The sequence below is a fragment of the Rugamonas rubra genome, from assembly GCF_900114705.1.
GTDB classification, from domain to species: Bacteria; Pseudomonadota; Gammaproteobacteria; order Burkholderiales; family Burkholderiaceae_D; genus Rugamonas; species Rugamonas rubra.
In genome coordinates this window covers 1-17184 of the sequence record NZ_FOTW01000031.1, presented here as the reverse complement: position 1 = coordinate 17184, position 17184 = coordinate 1, and the positions used below count along the sequence as shown (strand labels likewise).

13 protein-coding genes are annotated in these 17184 nt (G+C 65.5%); 8 read left to right on the top strand and 5 right to left on the bottom strand.

Annotation, left to right across the window (positions count from 1 at the left end; translation table 11 throughout):
* The first annotated feature begins 154 nt into the window (after window positions 1-154).
* From ssb to BM252_RS26075, 3 genes are all read left to right on the top strand, one after another.
* The gene (gene ssb, locus BM252_RS26085) at window positions 155-655 is read left to right on the top strand and encodes a single-stranded DNA-binding protein (RefSeq protein ID WP_093390595.1); all 501 of its coding nucleotides are present in this window, start codon (window positions 155-157) and stop codon (window positions 653-655) included.
* A gap of 263 nt (window positions 656-918) precedes the next feature.
* Window positions 919-2421: an ATP-binding protein gene (locus BM252_RS26080; protein ID WP_093390594.1), complete on the top strand. Its 1503-nt coding sequence runs from the start codon at window positions 919-921 to the stop codon at window positions 2419-2421.
* Window positions 2422-2637: 216 nt separating this feature from the next.
* A complete protein-coding gene (locus BM252_RS26075) occupies window positions 2638-3726 on the top strand; it encodes an extracellular catalytic domain type 2 short-chain-length polyhydroxyalkanoate depolymerase (RefSeq protein ID WP_139236756.1) in 1089 nt (362 codons plus the stop codon).
* 71 nt (window positions 3727-3797) lie between these two features.
* On the opposite strand, the gene BM252_RS26070 is transcribed toward BM252_RS26075, so the two are convergent.
* Window positions 3798-4802, bottom strand: coding sequence for a zinc-dependent alcohol dehydrogenase family protein (locus tag BM252_RS26070; protein WP_093390592.1), 1005 nt, complete (start codon window positions 4800-4802; stop codon window positions 3798-3800).
* Between the two features lie 50 nt (window positions 4803-4852).
* A complete protein-coding gene (locus BM252_RS26065) occupies window positions 4853-5611 on the bottom strand; it encodes an SDR family oxidoreductase (RefSeq protein WP_093390591.1) in 759 nt (252 codons plus the stop codon).
* Between the two features lie 140 nt (window positions 5612-5751).
* On the opposite strand from BM252_RS26065, the gene BM252_RS26060 reads away from it, so the two are divergent.
* From BM252_RS26060 to BM252_RS26050, 3 genes are all read left to right on the top strand, one after another.
* The gene (locus tag BM252_RS26060) at window positions 5752-6636 is read left to right on the top strand and encodes a LysR family transcriptional regulator (RefSeq protein WP_093390590.1); all 885 of its coding nucleotides are present in this window, start codon (window positions 5752-5754) and stop codon (window positions 6634-6636) included.
* A 111-nt stretch (window positions 6637-6747) separates the two neighbouring features.
* Window positions 6748-7884, top strand: a complete 1137-nt coding sequence (locus BM252_RS26055; protein WP_093390589.1) for a serine hydrolase domain-containing protein — start codon at window positions 6748-6750, stop codon at window positions 7882-7884.
* Window positions 7885-7947: 63 nt separating this feature from the next.
* Window positions 7948-8346 carry a hypothetical protein gene (locus BM252_RS26050; protein WP_093390588.1) on the top strand — a complete coding sequence of 133 codons (399 nt, stop codon included), beginning with the start codon at window positions 7948-7950 and terminating at the stop codon, window positions 8344-8346.
* 37 nt (window positions 8347-8383) lie between these two features.
* On the opposite strand, the gene BM252_RS26045 is transcribed toward BM252_RS26050, so the two are convergent.
* Window positions 8384-10594: a hypothetical protein gene (locus BM252_RS26045; RefSeq protein WP_139236755.1), complete on the bottom strand. Its 2211-nt coding sequence runs from the start codon at window positions 10592-10594 to the stop codon at window positions 8384-8386.
* An 83-nt stretch (window positions 10595-10677) separates the two neighbouring features.
* The gene (locus tag BM252_RS30525) at window positions 10678-10887 is read right to left on the bottom strand and encodes a hypothetical protein (protein ID WP_139236754.1); all 210 of its coding nucleotides are present in this window, start codon (window positions 10885-10887) and stop codon (window positions 10678-10680) included.
* Here BM252_RS30525 and BM252_RS26040 point away from each other — a divergent pair.
* Window positions 10886-13609, top strand: coding sequence for a polysaccharide deacetylase family protein (locus tag BM252_RS26040; protein ID WP_093390586.1), 2724 nt, complete (start codon window positions 10886-10888; stop codon window positions 13607-13609). The genes BM252_RS30525 and BM252_RS26040 overlap by 2 nt on opposite strands.
* Before the next feature lie 55 nt (window positions 13610-13664).
* On the opposite strand, the gene BM252_RS26035 is transcribed toward BM252_RS26040, so the two are convergent.
* Window positions 13665-14504 (bottom strand): alpha/beta hydrolase, encoded by an 840-nt coding sequence (locus BM252_RS26035; protein ID WP_093390585.1) that lies wholly within the window; start codon window positions 14502-14504, stop codon window positions 13665-13667.
* A 902-nt stretch (window positions 14505-15406) separates the two neighbouring features.
* Here BM252_RS26035 and BM252_RS26030 point away from each other — a divergent pair.
* Window positions 15407-17184, top strand: a 1778-nt coding sequence (locus BM252_RS26030) for a beta strand repeat-containing protein (protein ID WP_425442373.1), incomplete at its 3' end; no start/stop codon positions are given.

Here is a 17184-nt window from a genome sequence, read left to right as displayed (position 1 = left end):
GTTTCAGTTGCATTTCGAACATAAAATTCCTTGCGCCAATTGCATGGGGGTTCGGAGGAATTTTGGTCGCCGAGCGGGAGCCTTGGCATATAATCGCGGTTTAGTCTACTAAACTGCCCGCCTCCGGCGGCCGCCGTTATTCAGGAGTTTTTACATGGCATCAGTCAACAAAGTCATCATCGTCGGCAATCTGGGTCGCGATCCGGAAATTCGCTACATGCCTAGCGGTGACGCGATCGCCAACATCGCGGTGGCGACCTCGTACAAGTCGAAAGACCGCAACACCGGCGAGCAGAAAGAGCTCACCGAATGGCACCGCATCTCCTTCTTCGGCCGCCTGGCTGAAATCGTCGGCCAGTACCTGAAAAAAGGTTCCTCGGTCTACGTCGAAGGCCGCCTGCAGACCCGCAAGTACACCGACAAAGACGGCGTCGAGAAATACGCGACCGACATCATCGCCGAGCAGATGCAAATGCTGGGTGGCCGCCAAGGCATGGGTGGTGGCGACAGCATGGACGACGGCGGCGGTTACGATGCCCCGGCGCCTAGCCGTCCGGCCCCGCCGCCGCGTCCGCAGCAGCAAGCCCCGGCCCCGCGCCCAGCGCCGAAGCCGGCGCCGAACTTCTCGGACATGGATGACGACATCCCGTTCTAATTCGTACTAAGTCAGGTTTTTGTTGATCAGGCCCGTTCTTCGAGAGAAGCGCGGGCTTTTTACTTATGTAGAACGGTGCTATCACCTGGGCATCGACCATCGTAACCCGGCCAAGCCGAGCGGGAGGGCGAACGACAAAGTTCGAACCCTAAGTTAACACCTCATGTATTTCAGTTCCGGGCGAGAACGGAAAAATTCAATGAAATCACTGGCTTACAAGCGGATATGGTGTAAGATAATTTTTATTATCTTATGGTGAAAACATGGCTGATTGGAAATTTTACGGCCGGACTGAGCCGCTTTCGGAGCTGAACCGCATTGTAAATGCGGGACGGTGGTTCTTTTGTCGCATTGAAGGGCGCCGTCGGATTGGTAAGACATCCTTGCTGTCACAGCTAGCCAAAGATGATGGCACTCTCTCCGAGCGCCTGCTTTATATGCAGGTCCCTGACTCGGACGAGCGCGACGTAGCGACTACTTTCCAGCGCGCATTGACCGATTGTGACCACGGTCTGGCGCGAAGCTTGAGCGTAACGGTGGTGGATTTTCCTTCCATGGCGCGGGCGATTGGCGAACTTTGCCGAGCAGGGCTAGTTGTTGTCATCGACGAGTTCCAGTACTTCACCCGCGCCGCGTTGAAGCGTTTCAACTCATTTTTACAGGCGGAGGTCGACAAGCTGCGCGACTCAAACATCAAGCAGGGGGGCTTGTTTGTTCTGGGCTCTCTGCACGCCGACATGAACCAACTTCTCGAAGACAAAGGGGCGCCGCTCTACGGCCGGCTCACCCAGCGCATCAAGTTGGACCATTGGGATTTCGAGGACTTGCTGGACGTCTTTCGTAGCCAAGACGTGCTGGCGCCCTCGCAATGGCTCACGCTCTGGACGTTCTTCGAAGGGGTGCCAAAATTTTATCATGATGCTTTCGAGCAGGACCTCTATCAAGTTGGGCCGGAAAAGTTCGCCGATGAATTGCTGACTAGAATGTTCCTACGTAGCTCCAGCCCCTTATCGGAAGAAGCTGACACTTGGTTTCTACGGGAGCTTCGAGGGCGCTCGCTTTCGATGCTGACCTTCTTGGCCGACCATGCAGGCTGCGGCAACGGCGAGTTGCTGGCTGGTGTTGGCGCGCCGGAGGAGAAAACGCAAATCAGTGCCTACCTTGGCAAGCTCGTCACAAACTACGAGATGATTTCCAAACTCAATCCTGTTTTCTCGGATGAGAAGAGCCGCAACGCGCGTTACTACATCGCCGACAATTTCCTTCAGGCCTGGTTGGCGGTGGCCAAGCCAGCGCGAGAGGCGGCGCGCATGAAACCGATCGAGAAAACGCTGGAGCTGGCCAGGCCGCGACTAATGGGTTTGGAGGGCTTCGCTTTCGAGAAACTCATTCGCAAGCTGCAGCAAGAGTGTTCGCGTAAGGGCAAGGGCGATTTCGAACTGTCGAGTATGCAGTTGGGCTACTGGAACCGTCCCAAGGACGCCAGCCGCAATATCGAAATTGACTTGGTGGCGCTGGACGAGACAAACAAGCGCGTACGGTTCGGGTCGTGCAAACGTTCGGCCGATGCACACACCAATACGTCGGTTGCGGAGTTCGAGAGGCACGTCGAGGGTTTTATTTCCGCAAGGCAGCATCGGCATATGCAGGACTGGACTAAAGAAATGGTTCTTTTCTCTCCGACGCTTACTCAGGGCGACCGTGCCCATTTTACCGCCAAGGGATACATCGCCCGGGACCTGAACGACTACGCGGCGCTGTTTTAACGTCTTATGCCGAGGTGGATGGGCGTCCTGTAGCCCCGCAACTTATTGAAGTTACGGGGCTTTTTGCTTGCTTGTTGATTTTGCTCAATAAGCGCCGCAATCCGGCTTGAATTATCGTAATTGCAACCTCTCGGCGCGTCCAAACTGCTATGTTGGTCGGCATTGCACCTTGTCCACCATGTGCAAGCCACCCACTCACCCGAAGGGAAGCGCATCATGAGCAAACGGAAAAATACGGTCCTATCGACGATGTTGGGCGCCATCGGCGCGCTGCTGTTGTCCGCCGTGCCGGTCGGTGCCAGCGCCGCCGGCGCGCCGGCCCTGCTATCGTATGGCGCGGTCAAGCCGACCGTGGCCGGCATCTCGTCGGGCGGCTTCATGGCGGTGCAAATGTCGATCGCCTATTCGCAGACCTTCACCGGCGCGGCGGTGTTCGCCGGCGGGCCTTACTACTGCGCGGTGGCCAATGTCGACGTCGCCACCACTACCTGCATGCAGAACAATCCGGCGATCAACCACACCGGCCTCAATGTCCTCGAGACGGACACCACCTTGTGGGCCAGCAGCGGCTGGATCGACCCGACCAGCAACTTGGCGCAACAAAAAATCTATCTGTATTCCGGCACCAACGACACGGTGGTGGTGCAGCCCGTCGTCAACTGGCTGCAGACCTACTACCAGCACTACACGTCCGCCGGCAACATCGCCTACAACAACAAGTCCGCCGCCGAGCATTCCTGGGTGACCTGGAAGGCGGCCACCGGCGGCACCTGGAGCGGCAGCGGGCCGAACACCGTGGTCAACGCCTGCACCTTCAAGGGCTCGCCCTTCATCAACAACTGCGGCAACGATCCCGAACACGACATGATCAAGCAGATGTACGGCTCGGTCGTCGGGCGTGCGGCGACGGCGTCCGGCACCATGGTGCCTTTCGACCAGACGGCCTTCGTGCCCTTCGGCGCGGCCAGCGCCTACAGCGTCGACAACACCGGCTACGTCTACGTGCCGACCTACTGCGCGGCCAACGCCGGCTGCAAGGTGGTTGTCGCGCTGCATGGCTGCCTGCAGGGTTACGGCGTGATCGGCAACGGCTTCATCAACAACAGCGGACTGAACGAGTATGCCGACACCAACAAGCTGCTGATCGTTTATCCGCAATTGATCGTCTCGTCCGCCGTTCCGTTCAACCCGCAGGGCTGCTGGGACTTCTGGGGCTACACCGGGCCGCAGTATCCCTTGCAGAGCGGCGTGCAGCCGGCAATGATCAAGGCCATGGTCGATAGGGTGATGGGCGCCCACTACTAGGCCAGTTCGCCGCGAGAGCGGATCAAGAAAAACCCCGGCGGCCGCAGGCTGGCCGGTTTTTTTTTCGTAGCTTAATGCGCGATGGCGATCTTGCCGAAGTGGCGGCCGCCGGCGGCCAGTTCGGCATACGCGGCGGCGGTCTCTTCGATGTCGAACACGCGGTCGATCAGCGGCACGATGCGGTGCGCGGCGATGGCGCGCACCGCATCGGCCAGGTCGGCCACCGAGCCGGTGTTGTTGCCGACGATGCGCAGCGCCTTGACGATGATCGGCAGCAGGTCGATAGGCGCCGCCGTGCCGCTAACGAAGCCGACCGTGAACACCGTGCCGCCCAGCGCCGCCGCGTTGAGCGAGCGGGCGATGGTGGCGCCGCCCACCGTCTCCACCACCAAGTCGGCGCCGCGTCCGCCGGTCAGCCGCAACACCTCCTCGTCCCAGGCCGGCGTGGCGCGGTAGTTGATCAGCTGGTCGGCGCCGAGCTGGCGGGCGCGCTCCAGCTTGTCGTCGGACGAGGAGGCGAGGATCACCGTGGCGCCGTGCGCCTTGGCGAACTGCAGGGCGAAGATGCTGACGCCGCCCGTGCCCAACAGCAGCACCACGGCGCCGGGCCGCAACTGCGCCGAGCGCACGGCGTTCCAGGCCGTGGTCGCGGCGATCGGCAGCGCGGCGCCGTGGACGAAGTCGAGGTGGGCGGGCAGGGCCACCAGGCTGCTGGCGGGCACGGCGACGTACTCGGCCAGCGAGCCGGGCAGGGAGATGCCGCGCAGCGCCGCCACGTTGTGCGGCGTGATGGCGCCGCCCAGCCAGTTCGGCATGAAGTGCGGCACCACGCGCTCGCCCACCTTCCAGCCGTCGACGCCGTCGCCCAGCGCGGCGATCTCGCCGGCGCCGTCGGCCACCGGAACCATCGGGAAGCTGGCGCCGGGGAAGTTGCCGGTGGCGATGGCGACGTCGACAAAGTTCAGGCTGGCGGCGCGCAGGCGCAGCAGAACCTCGCCGCGCGCGGCCTTAGGTTCGGGCAGTTCGGTGCGGCGGAAGGCGTCGAGCGAGGGGGCGGTGAGTTGAATGGCTTTCATGTGTTTGTCTCTGCAGTGGAAAATAGTGAACGGGGCTACTTAGTGCACGCTCAATGGGCGAAATAGTGCATGCCGCCGTCGACCGGAATCACCGCGCCGGTGATGTAGCGCGCCAGCGGCGAGGCGAGGAAGGCGACCAGCTGGGCGATGTCCTCCGGCTCGCCGAAGTAGCCGATGGGAATGTTGCGTTCGATGAAGTCGCGCCGGCTTTCTTCGGTCGGATGCAGCTTGCCGAGGATCTGCTCGCTGTTGATGCGGCCGGGCGGGATGCAGTTGACGGTGACGCCGTCGGCCGCCACGTCGCCGGCCAGGCCCTTGGCCCACAGGTGCAGGGCGGCCTTGGCGGCGCTGGCCGCGTTCAGCGAGCGCGGCTCCATCGAACCGCTGATGTTGATGACGCGGCCCCAGCGCCGCGCCCGCATGGCCGGCAGCAGCGCCTGCGTCAGGCGGCGCGCCGCCGTGAAGTTCAGGGCGAAGGCCTCGTCCCAGTCGGCGTCCGGCGCGTCCGGGCCGATCGGCCGCGAGCCGCCGGCGCAGTTGACCAAAATGTCGATGCCGCCGAGCGCGGCGCCGGCTTCGGCGGCGATGCGCTGGGTGTCCCGCGCGTCGGTGATGTCGCCGACGATGATGACGGGCCTGGCGCCACCGTCGGCGACGATCCGCGCGGCGAGTCCTTCCAGCAGGTCGCGGCGGCGCGCGGTGATGGCCACGCGCACGCCCTGGCTGGCGAGTACGCGCGCCACGCCGGCGCCGATGCCGGCGCTGGCACCGGAGACCAGCGCGCTACGTTGTTCGAGTTGCAAATCCATGATGGCTCCTGGGTAGTTGAGGGGGCTTGCCGCGGAACGGCGCTCGGCCGTTCCATGTGCAAGCAAGGCTCCAGTGTTATTTAAAATCTATTCGAGATAAACTGCTTGATACTTGAGTGATTTGAAAGCAGGAGTGTTGAATGGATTTGCTCGACAGCATGAAGGTCTACGTCGCGGCGGCCGAAAAGGGTAGCCTGAGCGCCGCCGCCACGGCCTGCGGCATCTCGGCTACGATGGCCGGCAACCATCTGCGCACGCTGGAGAAGCGGCTGGGCATGCGCCTGCTCAACCGCACCACGCGGCGCCAGCACCTGACCGCCTTCGGCGAGGACTACTACCTGCGCTGCAAGGAAATCCTCCGTCTGGTGGCGGAAACCGACGCCCAGGCGCAGCAGATGCAACTGGCGCCGGCCGGCCAGTTGCGCATCAGCGCCCCGGTCACCTTCGGCACCGAGGCGTTGATGCCGGCGCTGCGCGACTACCTCGACCGCTATCCCGACGTCAGCGTCGACGTCGCCTTGTGCGACCGCGTGGTCGATCTGGTCGAGGAGGGCTTCGAGGCGGCCATCCGCATCGGCCAGTTGCCCGACTCGGCGCTGATCGCCAAGCCCTTGGCGCCATACCGGATGATGTTGTGCGCCTCGCCCGACTACCTGGCGCGGCGCGGCACGCCGGCCGTGCCGGAGGACCTCAGCCGCCACGAGTGCCTGTCGTTTGCCCCCTCGGTGCTGGCGCATTGGCGTTTGAGCGACCAGGACGGCACCAGCCGCGTGCCGATCTCGGGCCGTTTGCAGGTCAACCACGGCCAGGCACTGCGGGTGGCCGCCTTGCACGGCCTGGGCATCGTGCTGCAACCGGCGATCCTGCTGCAGGCCGATGTGCGCGCCGGCCGCCTGGTGCGCCTGTTCCCCGAGCACGAGCTGGCCAGCCGGCCGATGAGCGTGGTCTATTTGCCGGACCGCTATCGCTCGCCCAAGCTGCGCAGCTTTGTCGATTTTCTGACGGAGCGTTTCCAGGAGGACTAAAACATTTCCCACAATGTGGTGGAAAATTGCTAGGATTGCAATTTGCATTCTTGATAATTTCTCGGCACGGCGGCCCGCCACCGTCTCGCCTCACCATGACAGGAACCGCCTATGAACCGCAGCAAGAAACTCCTCCCGCAGCGCGCCGCCTCGCTGGCCGCCTGTGCCGTCCTGGGGCTGCTGCTGAACGCCTGCGGTGGCGGTGGCGCCGGCGGCAATTCAAGCCCGCCGGTGCCGGTGCCGCCCAACGATACCGAGCGCTGGGTCATCGCGCCGGCGGCCGAGGTGGGCATGGACGGCGCCATGCTCGGCCGCGCCGTCAGCGAGTTGCCGGCGCCGGCTGTGCACGGCATGGCCAGCATGCTGGTGCTGCGCCACGGCAAGCCGGTGCTGGAGCAGTACTGGAACGGCTACAACAAGGACACGCTGCACGACCTGCGCTCGGCCACCAAGAGCATCACCTCGCTGCTGGTCGGCATCGCCATCGACCAGCGCCTGGTCGCCAGCGTCGACGATCCGATCAGCAAGTACCTGGGCGCGGCCTATCCGGGCGCACCGGCCCTGAAGCAGAACATCACCCTGGCCAACGTGTTGACGATGAGCAGCGGCCTCGCCTGCGACGACCGCGACGCCGGCTCGCCGGGCAACGAGGACAAGATGTACCCCACCACCGACTGGGTCGGCTTCTTCGTCAACCTGCCGCAGCGCGCCGCGCCCGGCGGCGAGGGCCACTATTGCACCGCCGGCGTGGTGGCGCTGGGGCGCGTGGTCGCCGAGGCCAGCAAGCAGTCGATCCCGGCGTTCGCCAGCGCCGGCCTGTTCAATCCGCTGGGCATCACACAGGCGCGCTGGGCCGACTTCGACAACCACCGCCAGACCGACACCGGTGGCCACCTGCAACTGCGCCCGCGCGACTTGGCCAAGCTGGGCCAGCTGGTGTTGCAACGCGGCGTGTGGGAGGGCAAGCAGGTGGTGTCGGCCGACTGGATCGCCCGCTCGACCGGCAAGCAGGCCCTCATCGACAACGGCTGGAAATACGGCTACCTGTGGTGGTTGCACTTCGAGCAGGTGGGCGGCAAGCAGGTGACCATGAGCTTCGCCTGGGGCAACGGCGGGCAGATGATTTTCATCATCCCCGAGGCGGACCTGGTGGTCGTCTTCACCGGCGAGAACTACAACTCGGACAAGGCCGACCGTCCCTTCGACATCCTGCGCAACTATGTGCTGCCGGCCGTACAGAAGCTGTAATTTGTCGCTATCATGCCGGGCGAGGGCGGCAGCGGCCGCCCGTGGACACAGGAAAGCGTGCCGATGATGGCGGAATTTGAAAAGTGGTTGGCCCGGGTGCTGTTGTTGAACAGCGTGTTGGCCGTCGCCGTGGTGTTCGGCCTGCTCGGGCCGGCGCACGAGGACGGCGCGCTGGCGGGCCTGGTGTTGGCCGCCGTGCTCGGTTGTGTGTCGGCGGCGCTGTGTCTGCGCGGGCGCGTCGCCGGTTTGTGGGGTGGCTTGTTGTACTACGGCCTGCAAGTACTCAGCTATTATCCGCACGACGGCGGCCGCGCCTTCAGCGTCAAGGCCGGCACCAGTATCGGCGTGGTGTGGCAGTTGCACGGCGCCACGCTGGTACTCAATCTGATCGCGCTGGCCTTGTTGGCGGCAACCTTGTTGGTGCTGTATCGCCGCCGGCCGACGGGGAAGATCCAGCCGTAATCCGCTGTTGCAGGAACAGCATTTGGCGATCTGGAACCTAGCGCTGCTTGCGCGGCAACTTGGCCAGACCCCTGCTGACTTCGGCGCCCTCGTTTGGCATCATGCGCAGGAGCTGGTTCCTCATCCAGTGCAGCCAGGCGCCCAAGGTCGAGATCTTGCCGCGCTTGGCCTGCAGGTGTTTGGCGGCCAGTTGCTGGTCGAGGAAATTGGTTTGCTGGGCGGTAAAGCCGTGCGGTAGACGGGCGCTGTAGCCGCTGCGCACCGTGTGCACCAATGCGATGAAGCCTTGCGCGTAGGCTTCCGGCAAACTTGGATACTTCGCCTGCAGGTGGACGCGCAGCTGGTTTCTGTCGGCATGGCTGTAGTCGACCCGGTCGACGATGGAAGGGGGCACATAGTTGTTGACCGCCCGGACGGCGGAACGGATGTAGGTGAGCTGGCCAACGGTGGCGACGTCGCCGGAGACCCAGTTCTTCAGGGCGAGCACGCGGGGGTCGTCCTTTGAGTTGATGCGATTTTTGACATCCTTGCCGTCGCGTGTCGTGGTGGTGGTGGTGTAGTTCTCCGCCGCCAAGCCGACGACCTTGAAGGTTCCCGCCTTGTTCTGCCAGCCGAGGAAGGCGCGGTTTGAGTCGTTTTCCGGCGTTGGCATGTCGCCGAAAATCCCGGCGTCGTCGAGCATCGGGCGCAGGTTGCGGTCGCCATCCAGAACGCTGGCGTCCATGACGGGTGCGCCGTCGGTTAACAGGTCGTCGGTTCCCAGGCCGTAGACCACATAGTCGATATTTGCCGCAATGACTACGTTGTTGACCGTGTCCCGTACCTGGAGTTTTCTGCCGCAGTCCTCGATCTTGATGTCGTTGCGTCCCTTGTAGCTGTGCGAGGAATCCCTTTGCACTTCTTGCAGGCGGTAGGGCTTGGACTTGTAGCGGCTGCCGGGAAGCCATGCGGGATCGGCGTTGTACAGCCATTTGACAATGGTCCAGCCGAAGCGCTTGGCCGCCGCGACGGCGTCAATGGCGGCGTTGCTACCCCAGACCACCACCCTGCCTCTGGGCCGCTGCCGTACCTTTCTGCGGATAAACGTGTTCATGTCGATGATCCGGGCGCCATTTCGGATGGCCTTACTATCGTCGCTCAACTCGGCCGGCTTGCGCAGGGCGCCGCCGCCGCCGGCGAAGATCACTTCCGTCGCCCGTACCGTCTGCCCGTTGCCGTAGGTAATCGTATAGACGTTGGCGAGCATGCGGATGTTCGTCACATTGCCCGAGTGTATCCAGCGTCCCGTGGTCGAGCGGATCACCTGGTCGCTGGCGGCGGCGAATGCGCGGCGCTTGACGAAGCTCTCGTTGCCGCCGTGCTCGGTGACGTTTTCGCTGGGCATGGCGATCTGCCGTTCCGTGTGGTTGATGTAGGAAATACCGTGCCCGCGCGCGGACATCCACGGGTTGTTGCCGCCGATGACCACGGTATGCGAGTGGTCATAGGCCGGCCCAAGCGTATTGATGTAGTAGGCCGCCGTGCTGCCGGCGCCGACAATGGCTAGCTTGTAGACCCGGTTGGGGTTGCGCGACGGCGCGGCGACCGACCGGGGGGTGAAGCGGTGCTGGGCGAGGCGGTAGGCCACCAGCGCCACCTGCTGGGCGTTGCCCACGTCGACCTCGCCGAACTGCTCGTCCTTGTCGGTGCTGCGGATCATGTGGCCGATCTCGATGGGCAGGCGATGCACCCGGTTCGGCCGGACCAGGCCGGTCTTCTCGATCGCCTTGACGAGATCCTGCGGCGAGCCGTTCTTGATGGTCAGTCTGGCTTGTACGATCTGTCTGGTCGGCAGGCCGGGCTGCGGGAACGGCGGCCCGGCGTAGGCCGGCGCGCGCAGCGGCGCCGGCGTGGCGTTCGTCTTGGCCGGCACAGCGGCCATCTTTGCCTGCATCGGCCTGGCCGGCGCGCGTTGGCCCAGCGGCGGCGGTACTGGCCTGGGCAGTGTCGGCAGCGCGGGGGCGGGCGGCCGCTGCGGCACGATGGGCGGTCGTGGCGCCGCGCGCATACGTGCGGGTGCCAATTTCGCCTGCATGGCCTGCGCTAATGGTGGCGGCCGATGCGGCGGGAAATGCGGCGGTGGGCTGGGCGAAAACTTCGCGGGCGGTAGCGCGCCGGTGCGTGGCGGCAAGCCCCCCGTTGCGGCGGCGCGCGGCACGGACGGCGCGGCTGGCATTCCCCCCGGAAGGCGTTTGCGGCTCAAATCCATGCCAGATCATCCTTTCGAGTGCGCTCGCCCCATACGTCAAATGCCAATATAGCAATAAAAACGGGAGGGATTCTCTCGCTTTGTCACGGCGGGGCGATGCCCAGCGCGCCAGGCCAGGAACCGGCGGAACGGGGCGCATGGCGGCGGCATGGACGCCGTTGCAGCGCCCATGCCGTGGCCGCCGAGCTATCCGGCGCGGGCCGCGCGTCCGCATATCTGACGCTTTCGATCAGATTGTTCAATTTGTCATAAAATACCCCGATTCGTTGCTCACCGGACACGCTCTCTTTCATGACATCTCGCAAGCACCTCGCCGCCGCCGCCGTGGCCGTGGCCGCCCTCGGCGCCGCCGCCTTCTACTATTTGAAACACCCGGCGCCGGCCGGCGCGCCCACAGTCGCCGCCGGCCAGCCCGGCGCCGCGCAAAACGTGCCGCCGGCGCTGCTCGACCTGCTCGCCGCCCACCGCAAGATCATCGTCCTGCTGGCCGACGAGCAGAGCATGAGCGCCGCCGACAAGCAGGCCGCCAGCCAGGTCGGCCAGTCGCTGTTCCACGAGAACCTGGAGCGCCTGGCCGCCATCGAGCTGCAGCTGCGGCAGATGCGTGCCCTGCCGCCGGCCCAGCGCGACGCCGCCACCGATGCCATGTTGTCGTGGATCGAGTCGGCCGCCGACCTGTACGACGCCGACCGCCTGGCCTTCCGCGAGGTGCTGCTGGGGCTGCAAAAGCTGGCCGCCGCCGACCAGACGCTGCCGGCCATCAAGCTGCACAAGCGGGTCGGCGAAGACCTCGCCGCGCTGGAGGACATCGAGAAGCAGTACGACAAGGAGCTCAAGGACATCTTCGGCCGCTTCGACAGCCGCGCCATCGTGCCCAAGCGCGAGCGCTGGGACGACTACGTCGCCCATCTGCGCAAGCTGTACAGCCGTGAGCAGATCATGAAGGACTACGGCGTCATCGTGCCCTACGCCGAGCCGCCTGCCGCCGCCGGCGACGGCGCGGCATCCGCGTCGGCAGCGGCGTCCGCATCGGCCTCCACCGCCGCAGCGGCGCCGGCGCCGGGCAAGGAGATCTTCGGCAACGCGCTGCCGCCGAAGACCGTGGTGCTGACCTTCGACGACGGTCCGCACGGCAGCTACACAGATGAGATCGCCGCCATCCTCAAGCAATACAACGTGCCGGGCGTGTTCTTCCAGGTCGGCCGCAACCTGGGCAAGCTCGACGCCCAGGGCAAGGAGATCCCCGGCAAGTCCGCCGCCACCAGCCGCCAGTTGCTCGACGCCGGCCACGCCGTGGGCAACCACAGCTACAGCCACGCCCTGCTGTCCAAGCAGAGCGGCGACCAGTTGTACGGCGAGATCGCCCACACCGACCAGATGCTCAAGTCGGTCGACGCGCGCCGCTCGACCTTGTTCCGCTTCCCCTACGGCGCCCACAACGCCGAGGGTTTGGCCATCCTGGCCAAACTGGGCCTGCGCTCGGTGATGTGGAACGTCGACTCGCTCGACTGGGCCGACCCGGTGCCCAACTCGATCGCCAACCGCGTGCTGACCACGCTGGGCAAGGAGCAGCGCGGCATCGTGCTGTTCCACGACATCCACGCCCGCAGCGTCAAGGCGCTGCCGATGGTGCTCGACAAGCTGATCGCCGACGGCTACAGCTTCGCCGGCTGGAACGGCAGCGAGTTCACCGTGGCGCGCGGCGCCAAGCCGGAGCCGGACAAGGTGGCGCCGAGCACGGGCTACGCCAACAGCTACGCCGTGGTGATCGGCGTCAACGACTACCAGAAGTGGCCCAAGCTGCAGTACGCCGTGCAGGACGCCAACGCCATCCGCGACACGCTGGTGACCCGCTTCGGCTTCGACCGCAACAAGGTCTTCTCGCTGAGCAACGGCGAGGCCACCCGCAACAACATCCTGGCGGTGTTCCACGACAAGCTGGCCGACGCCCAGTTGAAGAAGGACGACCGCGTCTTCGTCTTCTTCGCCGGCCACGGCGCCACGCGCCAGCTCAGCTCGGGCCGCAACCTGGGCTACATCATCCCGGTCGACTCCGACCCCAACCAGGTCAGCGTCGACGCCATCCCGATGACCGACCTGCAGAACATCGCCGAGAGCCTGAACGCCAAGCACGTGCTGTTCCTGATGGACGCCTGCTACAGCGGCCTGGGCCTGACGCGCGGCGGCGGCAACGCCGCCTTCCTGCGCGACAACGCGCGGCGCATGGGCCGGCAGATGCTGACCGCCGGCGGCGCCGACCAGATGGTGGCCGACGGCGGCCCCGGCGGCCACTCGGTGTTCACCTGGACGGTGTTGCAGGCGCTGGGCGGCAAGGCCGACCTGAACGGCGACGGCGTCATCACCGCCACCGAGCTGGCCGCCTACGTGGCGCCGGCGGTGGCCAGCGTGTCGCAGCAGACGCCGGCCTTCGGCAGCCTGCCCGGTTCCGAGGGCGGCGAGTTCGTCTTCCAACTGCCGGTCGAGGCCGAGTTCCTCAGCGCCCAGACCGGCCAGCTGTCGAGCGAGGCGATCGCCCTCAACAGCAAGCTCGACACCGGGCGCCAGCAGCAGGCCGAGGGCAAGGCGGTGGTGCTGAAGAACCTGCAGGGCGGCGAGCTGAAGATCGAGGCGGCCAAGCCGGTCGACGCCTCGGCCCGCCAGCTGGCGCAGCGCGCCAACGACAAGGGCTTGCAGCTGTACAAGGAGAAGCAGTACGCCCAGGCCGAGGCGGCCTTCACCGAGGCGCTCAAGTTCCGTCCCGACTTCGGCCTGGCCGCCAACAACCTCGGCTTCGTCTTCTACAAGCAGGAAAAGTACGCCGAGGCGGCGCGCTGGTTCGAGAACACCCTGCAGATCGACACCTCGCGCGCCATCGCCTACCTCAACCTGGCCGACGCGCGCATGCGCCTGGGCGAGGCCGACAAGGCGAAAAAGGCCTACACCAGCTTCATCGAGCTGGCGCCCAACCACGCCAACGCCGGCTACGCCCGCGAGCAGCTGAAGAAGCTGGGCTGAGGCCGGCGCGGCGTGGCCGCCGCCGTCCCGGTAATGGCGCGGGCCGCCGCTCCGCTCAGGCGGGCGGGCGCAGGAACTGCTGGCTGAGGAAGTTGGCGATGCGGGTCTGGGTGCCGTCCAGGTAGGGGATGTTCATGTGGTCGGAGTCGGGCACGGTCTCGTCGGCGTGCAGCCGGCCCAGGCGGGCCACCAGCTGGTCGGTGTGCGAGTGCGGCACGATGTCGTCGCTGGCGGCGCGCAGCACGTAGGTCGGCGCCATCAGCGCGGCGGCGTACTTGACCGACTCGAAGCGGTGGCGCAGCACGTACTCGATCGGCAGCGCGCGGAAGCGCCGCTTGGCGATCGCCAGCAGCGAGTCGTAGGGCGTGATCAGGACGATGGCGCGGGCGTCGCGCTCCAGCGCCACCTGCACCGCCACGCCCGAGCCCAGGCTGCGGCCGACCACGGCGATGCGGCGCGGGTCGACATGGTGGTGCTGGCCCAGCCAGTCGTACAGCATGCGGCCGTCCTCGACCATGTGGTGCTCGGCCGGGTCGCCGTGCGAGTCGCCATAGCCGCGGTAGTTGACCGCCAGCACGGCCATGCCGGGGAACAGCTTGCCGGCGTCGCGCGCCACCCACGACACCTCCTCCGAGCGGCCGCCGAAATACACCACGGCCGGATGCGGCCCCAGCGCGGCCGGCGTCATCAGCCAGCCGGACAGGCGCGTGCCGTCCTTCGAGCGCAGCACGATGGGGCGGGTGCGGTGGCCGCTGCTCACCGGCCGTTCGACCTCGCGCTTGACGGTGGGATTGAACACCAGGCGGCGCTGGTTGGCCGCCACCGCCGCCGTCATCGCCAGCCACAGCATGCTGGCCACGCCGGCAACCCCGGCCAGTTTTTTCGAGTTATCCATGCGTTCAACTCTACACCCATGGCTGAGTTGCGCTGCGCGCCGGCGAACAAAAAAGCGCGCCGAACGCCGCGCCGCCCATGCGCCGCCGGCGCCCCTGTACCTTATTTGCAACGGCGCCGCCGCGCGCCGCGTGGTGCATCCGGCACTGGATGTTTCTTTTTGATAATGCGGCAATCCCCTAAACAGGCCATGGCGGGGCGGCCGGCCGCCGGCGGGAAGTTGGGTGGCGGCAACGTCCGGCGGCCGCCGTCATCGTCCGGTCATTTCTCTGCGGCAAAGTATCGGGATCGTCGATGTTTCCCCTGTGAATCAAGGCGCGCGGCCGCGGCGGCCGCCGGCGGCGCGCTGCGGCGGCCGCCGCGAAGTGGTTTTTTTGCCACTGTTGAGGTCGGCTAAAACTTGTTCGAAAATCAGGTTGCACGCAGGAGACAGGCCGGTAAAAACGTTCTCGTGGGAAATTATTTACGATATACTCGGGGTTCGTATTCCGCCTGTCTCTGGTCCGCCCGGCGACATGCGCAGTGTGCAAGAGGAAATTGCCCTATGTAAACAAGTTTACTTAATGAAAGTGCGGGATTGGTCGCTTTGTACCGAAGCGCGTCGCCATTCCCCTCTTTACCCGAGCGCAATGGACTACAGTGAATCATTGATTTTGAAGCAATAAAATAAAGTTGAAGTTAAGCAAGATCCCGGCTTTCGTTTACTCAAGTTAACTTTTTTGTTGACGTTAAGAATGGAAAGCAGGGCTTTCTTGCGGCCGTCGCTTCGGCATGGCAAATAAAACAGAGTGAAAAATTGGCAATGTGCCAGCGGTAGTGAGGAGGAGCCCCAGGGAGAAGTCCCGCTCGGCTCCGTCTCTTATCTTGACTGAATTCAGGTAGTACCCCCCAAGGAGAATGGAAATGAGCCTCGTAACCAGCATGTCAACCGACCAGATCGCAAGTCTGTCGACCCAAACAATTGCAAGTCTGGCGACTGCTGATATCGCAGGCCTGAACACCGCCCAGTTCCGCGCCCTGACGACCGACCAGGTCGTCGCGCTGAACACCAACCACATCGCGGTGCTCACCACCAACCAGCTGGCCAACGCCATCACCACCGACCAGATCGTCGCGCTGTCGTCCAGCCAGGCCGCCATCCTCAGCTCGGCGCAAGCGTCCGCGCTGTCGAGCAACGCCTTCGCCGCCCTCGAGACGGGCGACTTCGCCGCGCTGAAGACGGCCACCGTCGCCGGCCTGAGCACCAACGCCCTGCGCGCCTTGACCACCGACCAGGCCGTCGCGCTGAGCACCGCCCAGGCCAACGCGCTGGGCACCGCCCAAGTCGCCTCGCTGAGCACCGGCGTGCTGGCCGCGCTGGAAACGGCCGACCTGGTGGCCATCAAGACCGCCGCCATCGCCGCCCTGCAGACCGCCCAGCTGGTCTCGCTGACCACCGACCAGATCACCAGCCTGAGCAGCGGCCAGATCGGCGCCCTGAGCACCCTGGCCCTGTCGGCCGGCCTGACCACCGACCAGGTGGTGGCCCTGACCTCGAGCCAGATCGCGGTGTTGAACTCGGCCCAGGTCGGCGCCATGGCCACCGCCTCGGTCGCCGCCATCGAGACCGCCGACATCGGCGCGCTCAAGACCGCCGTCATCGCCTCGCTGAAAACCGCCCAGATGGTCTCGCTGACCACCGACCAGATCGCCGCGCTGAGCGCCGTCCAGGCCGCCGCCATCTCGACCGCCAACATGGCCGCGCTGGGCACCGACCAGGTGGTGGCGCTGACCACCGCCCAGGCCGCCGCGCTGAGCTCGCAACAAGTGGCCGCGCTGAGCACCAACGGCATCGCCGCCCTGCAGACCGAGGACCTGGCCGCGCTGAAGACCGCCGCCATCGCCGGCCTGTCGACCAACCAGGCCAAGGCCCTGACCACCGACCAGATCGTCGCCCTGAGCACCGCCCAGGCCGCCTCGCTCAACAGCGCCCAGGTCGCCGGCCTGAGCACCGACGCCGTCGCCGCGCTGGAAACGGCCGACCTGGTGGCGATCAAAACCGCCGCCATCGCCGCCCTGACCACCAACCAGGTCGTCGCCCTGACCACCGGCCAGGTGAGCAGCCTGACCACCGCCCAGGTCGCCTCGCTGACCACCAACCAGATCGGCTCCTCGCTGAGCACCGACCAGGTGGTGGCGCTGACCTCCGGCCAGCTGGGCGCGCTGAGCACCGCCCAGTTCGGCGCCCTGTCGACCAACAACATCGCCGCCATCGAGACGGCCGACATCGTCGGCCTGAAGACCTCGATCATCGCCGCGCTCAAAACGGCCCAGCTGGCCGCGCTGACCACCGACCAGTTGTCCAACCTGACCACCGGCCAGATCAGCGCCGTCACCACCGCCAACATGGCCGCGCTGACCACCGACCAGATCGTCGCGCTGTCGTCCAACCAGGCCGGCGCGCTCAGCTCGGCCCAGGTCGGCGCGCTGTCGACCAACTCCATCGTCGCCCTGCAGACCGAGGACTTCGCCAACCTGAAGACCGCCGCCATCGCCGGCCTGTCGACCAACCAGACCGGCGCCCTGACCACCGACCAGATCGTCGCCCTGAGCACCGCCCAGGCCGCCGCGCTGAACAGTGCCCAGGTCGCCGGCCTGAGCACCAACGCCGTCGCCGCGCTGGAGACGGCCGACCTGGTGGC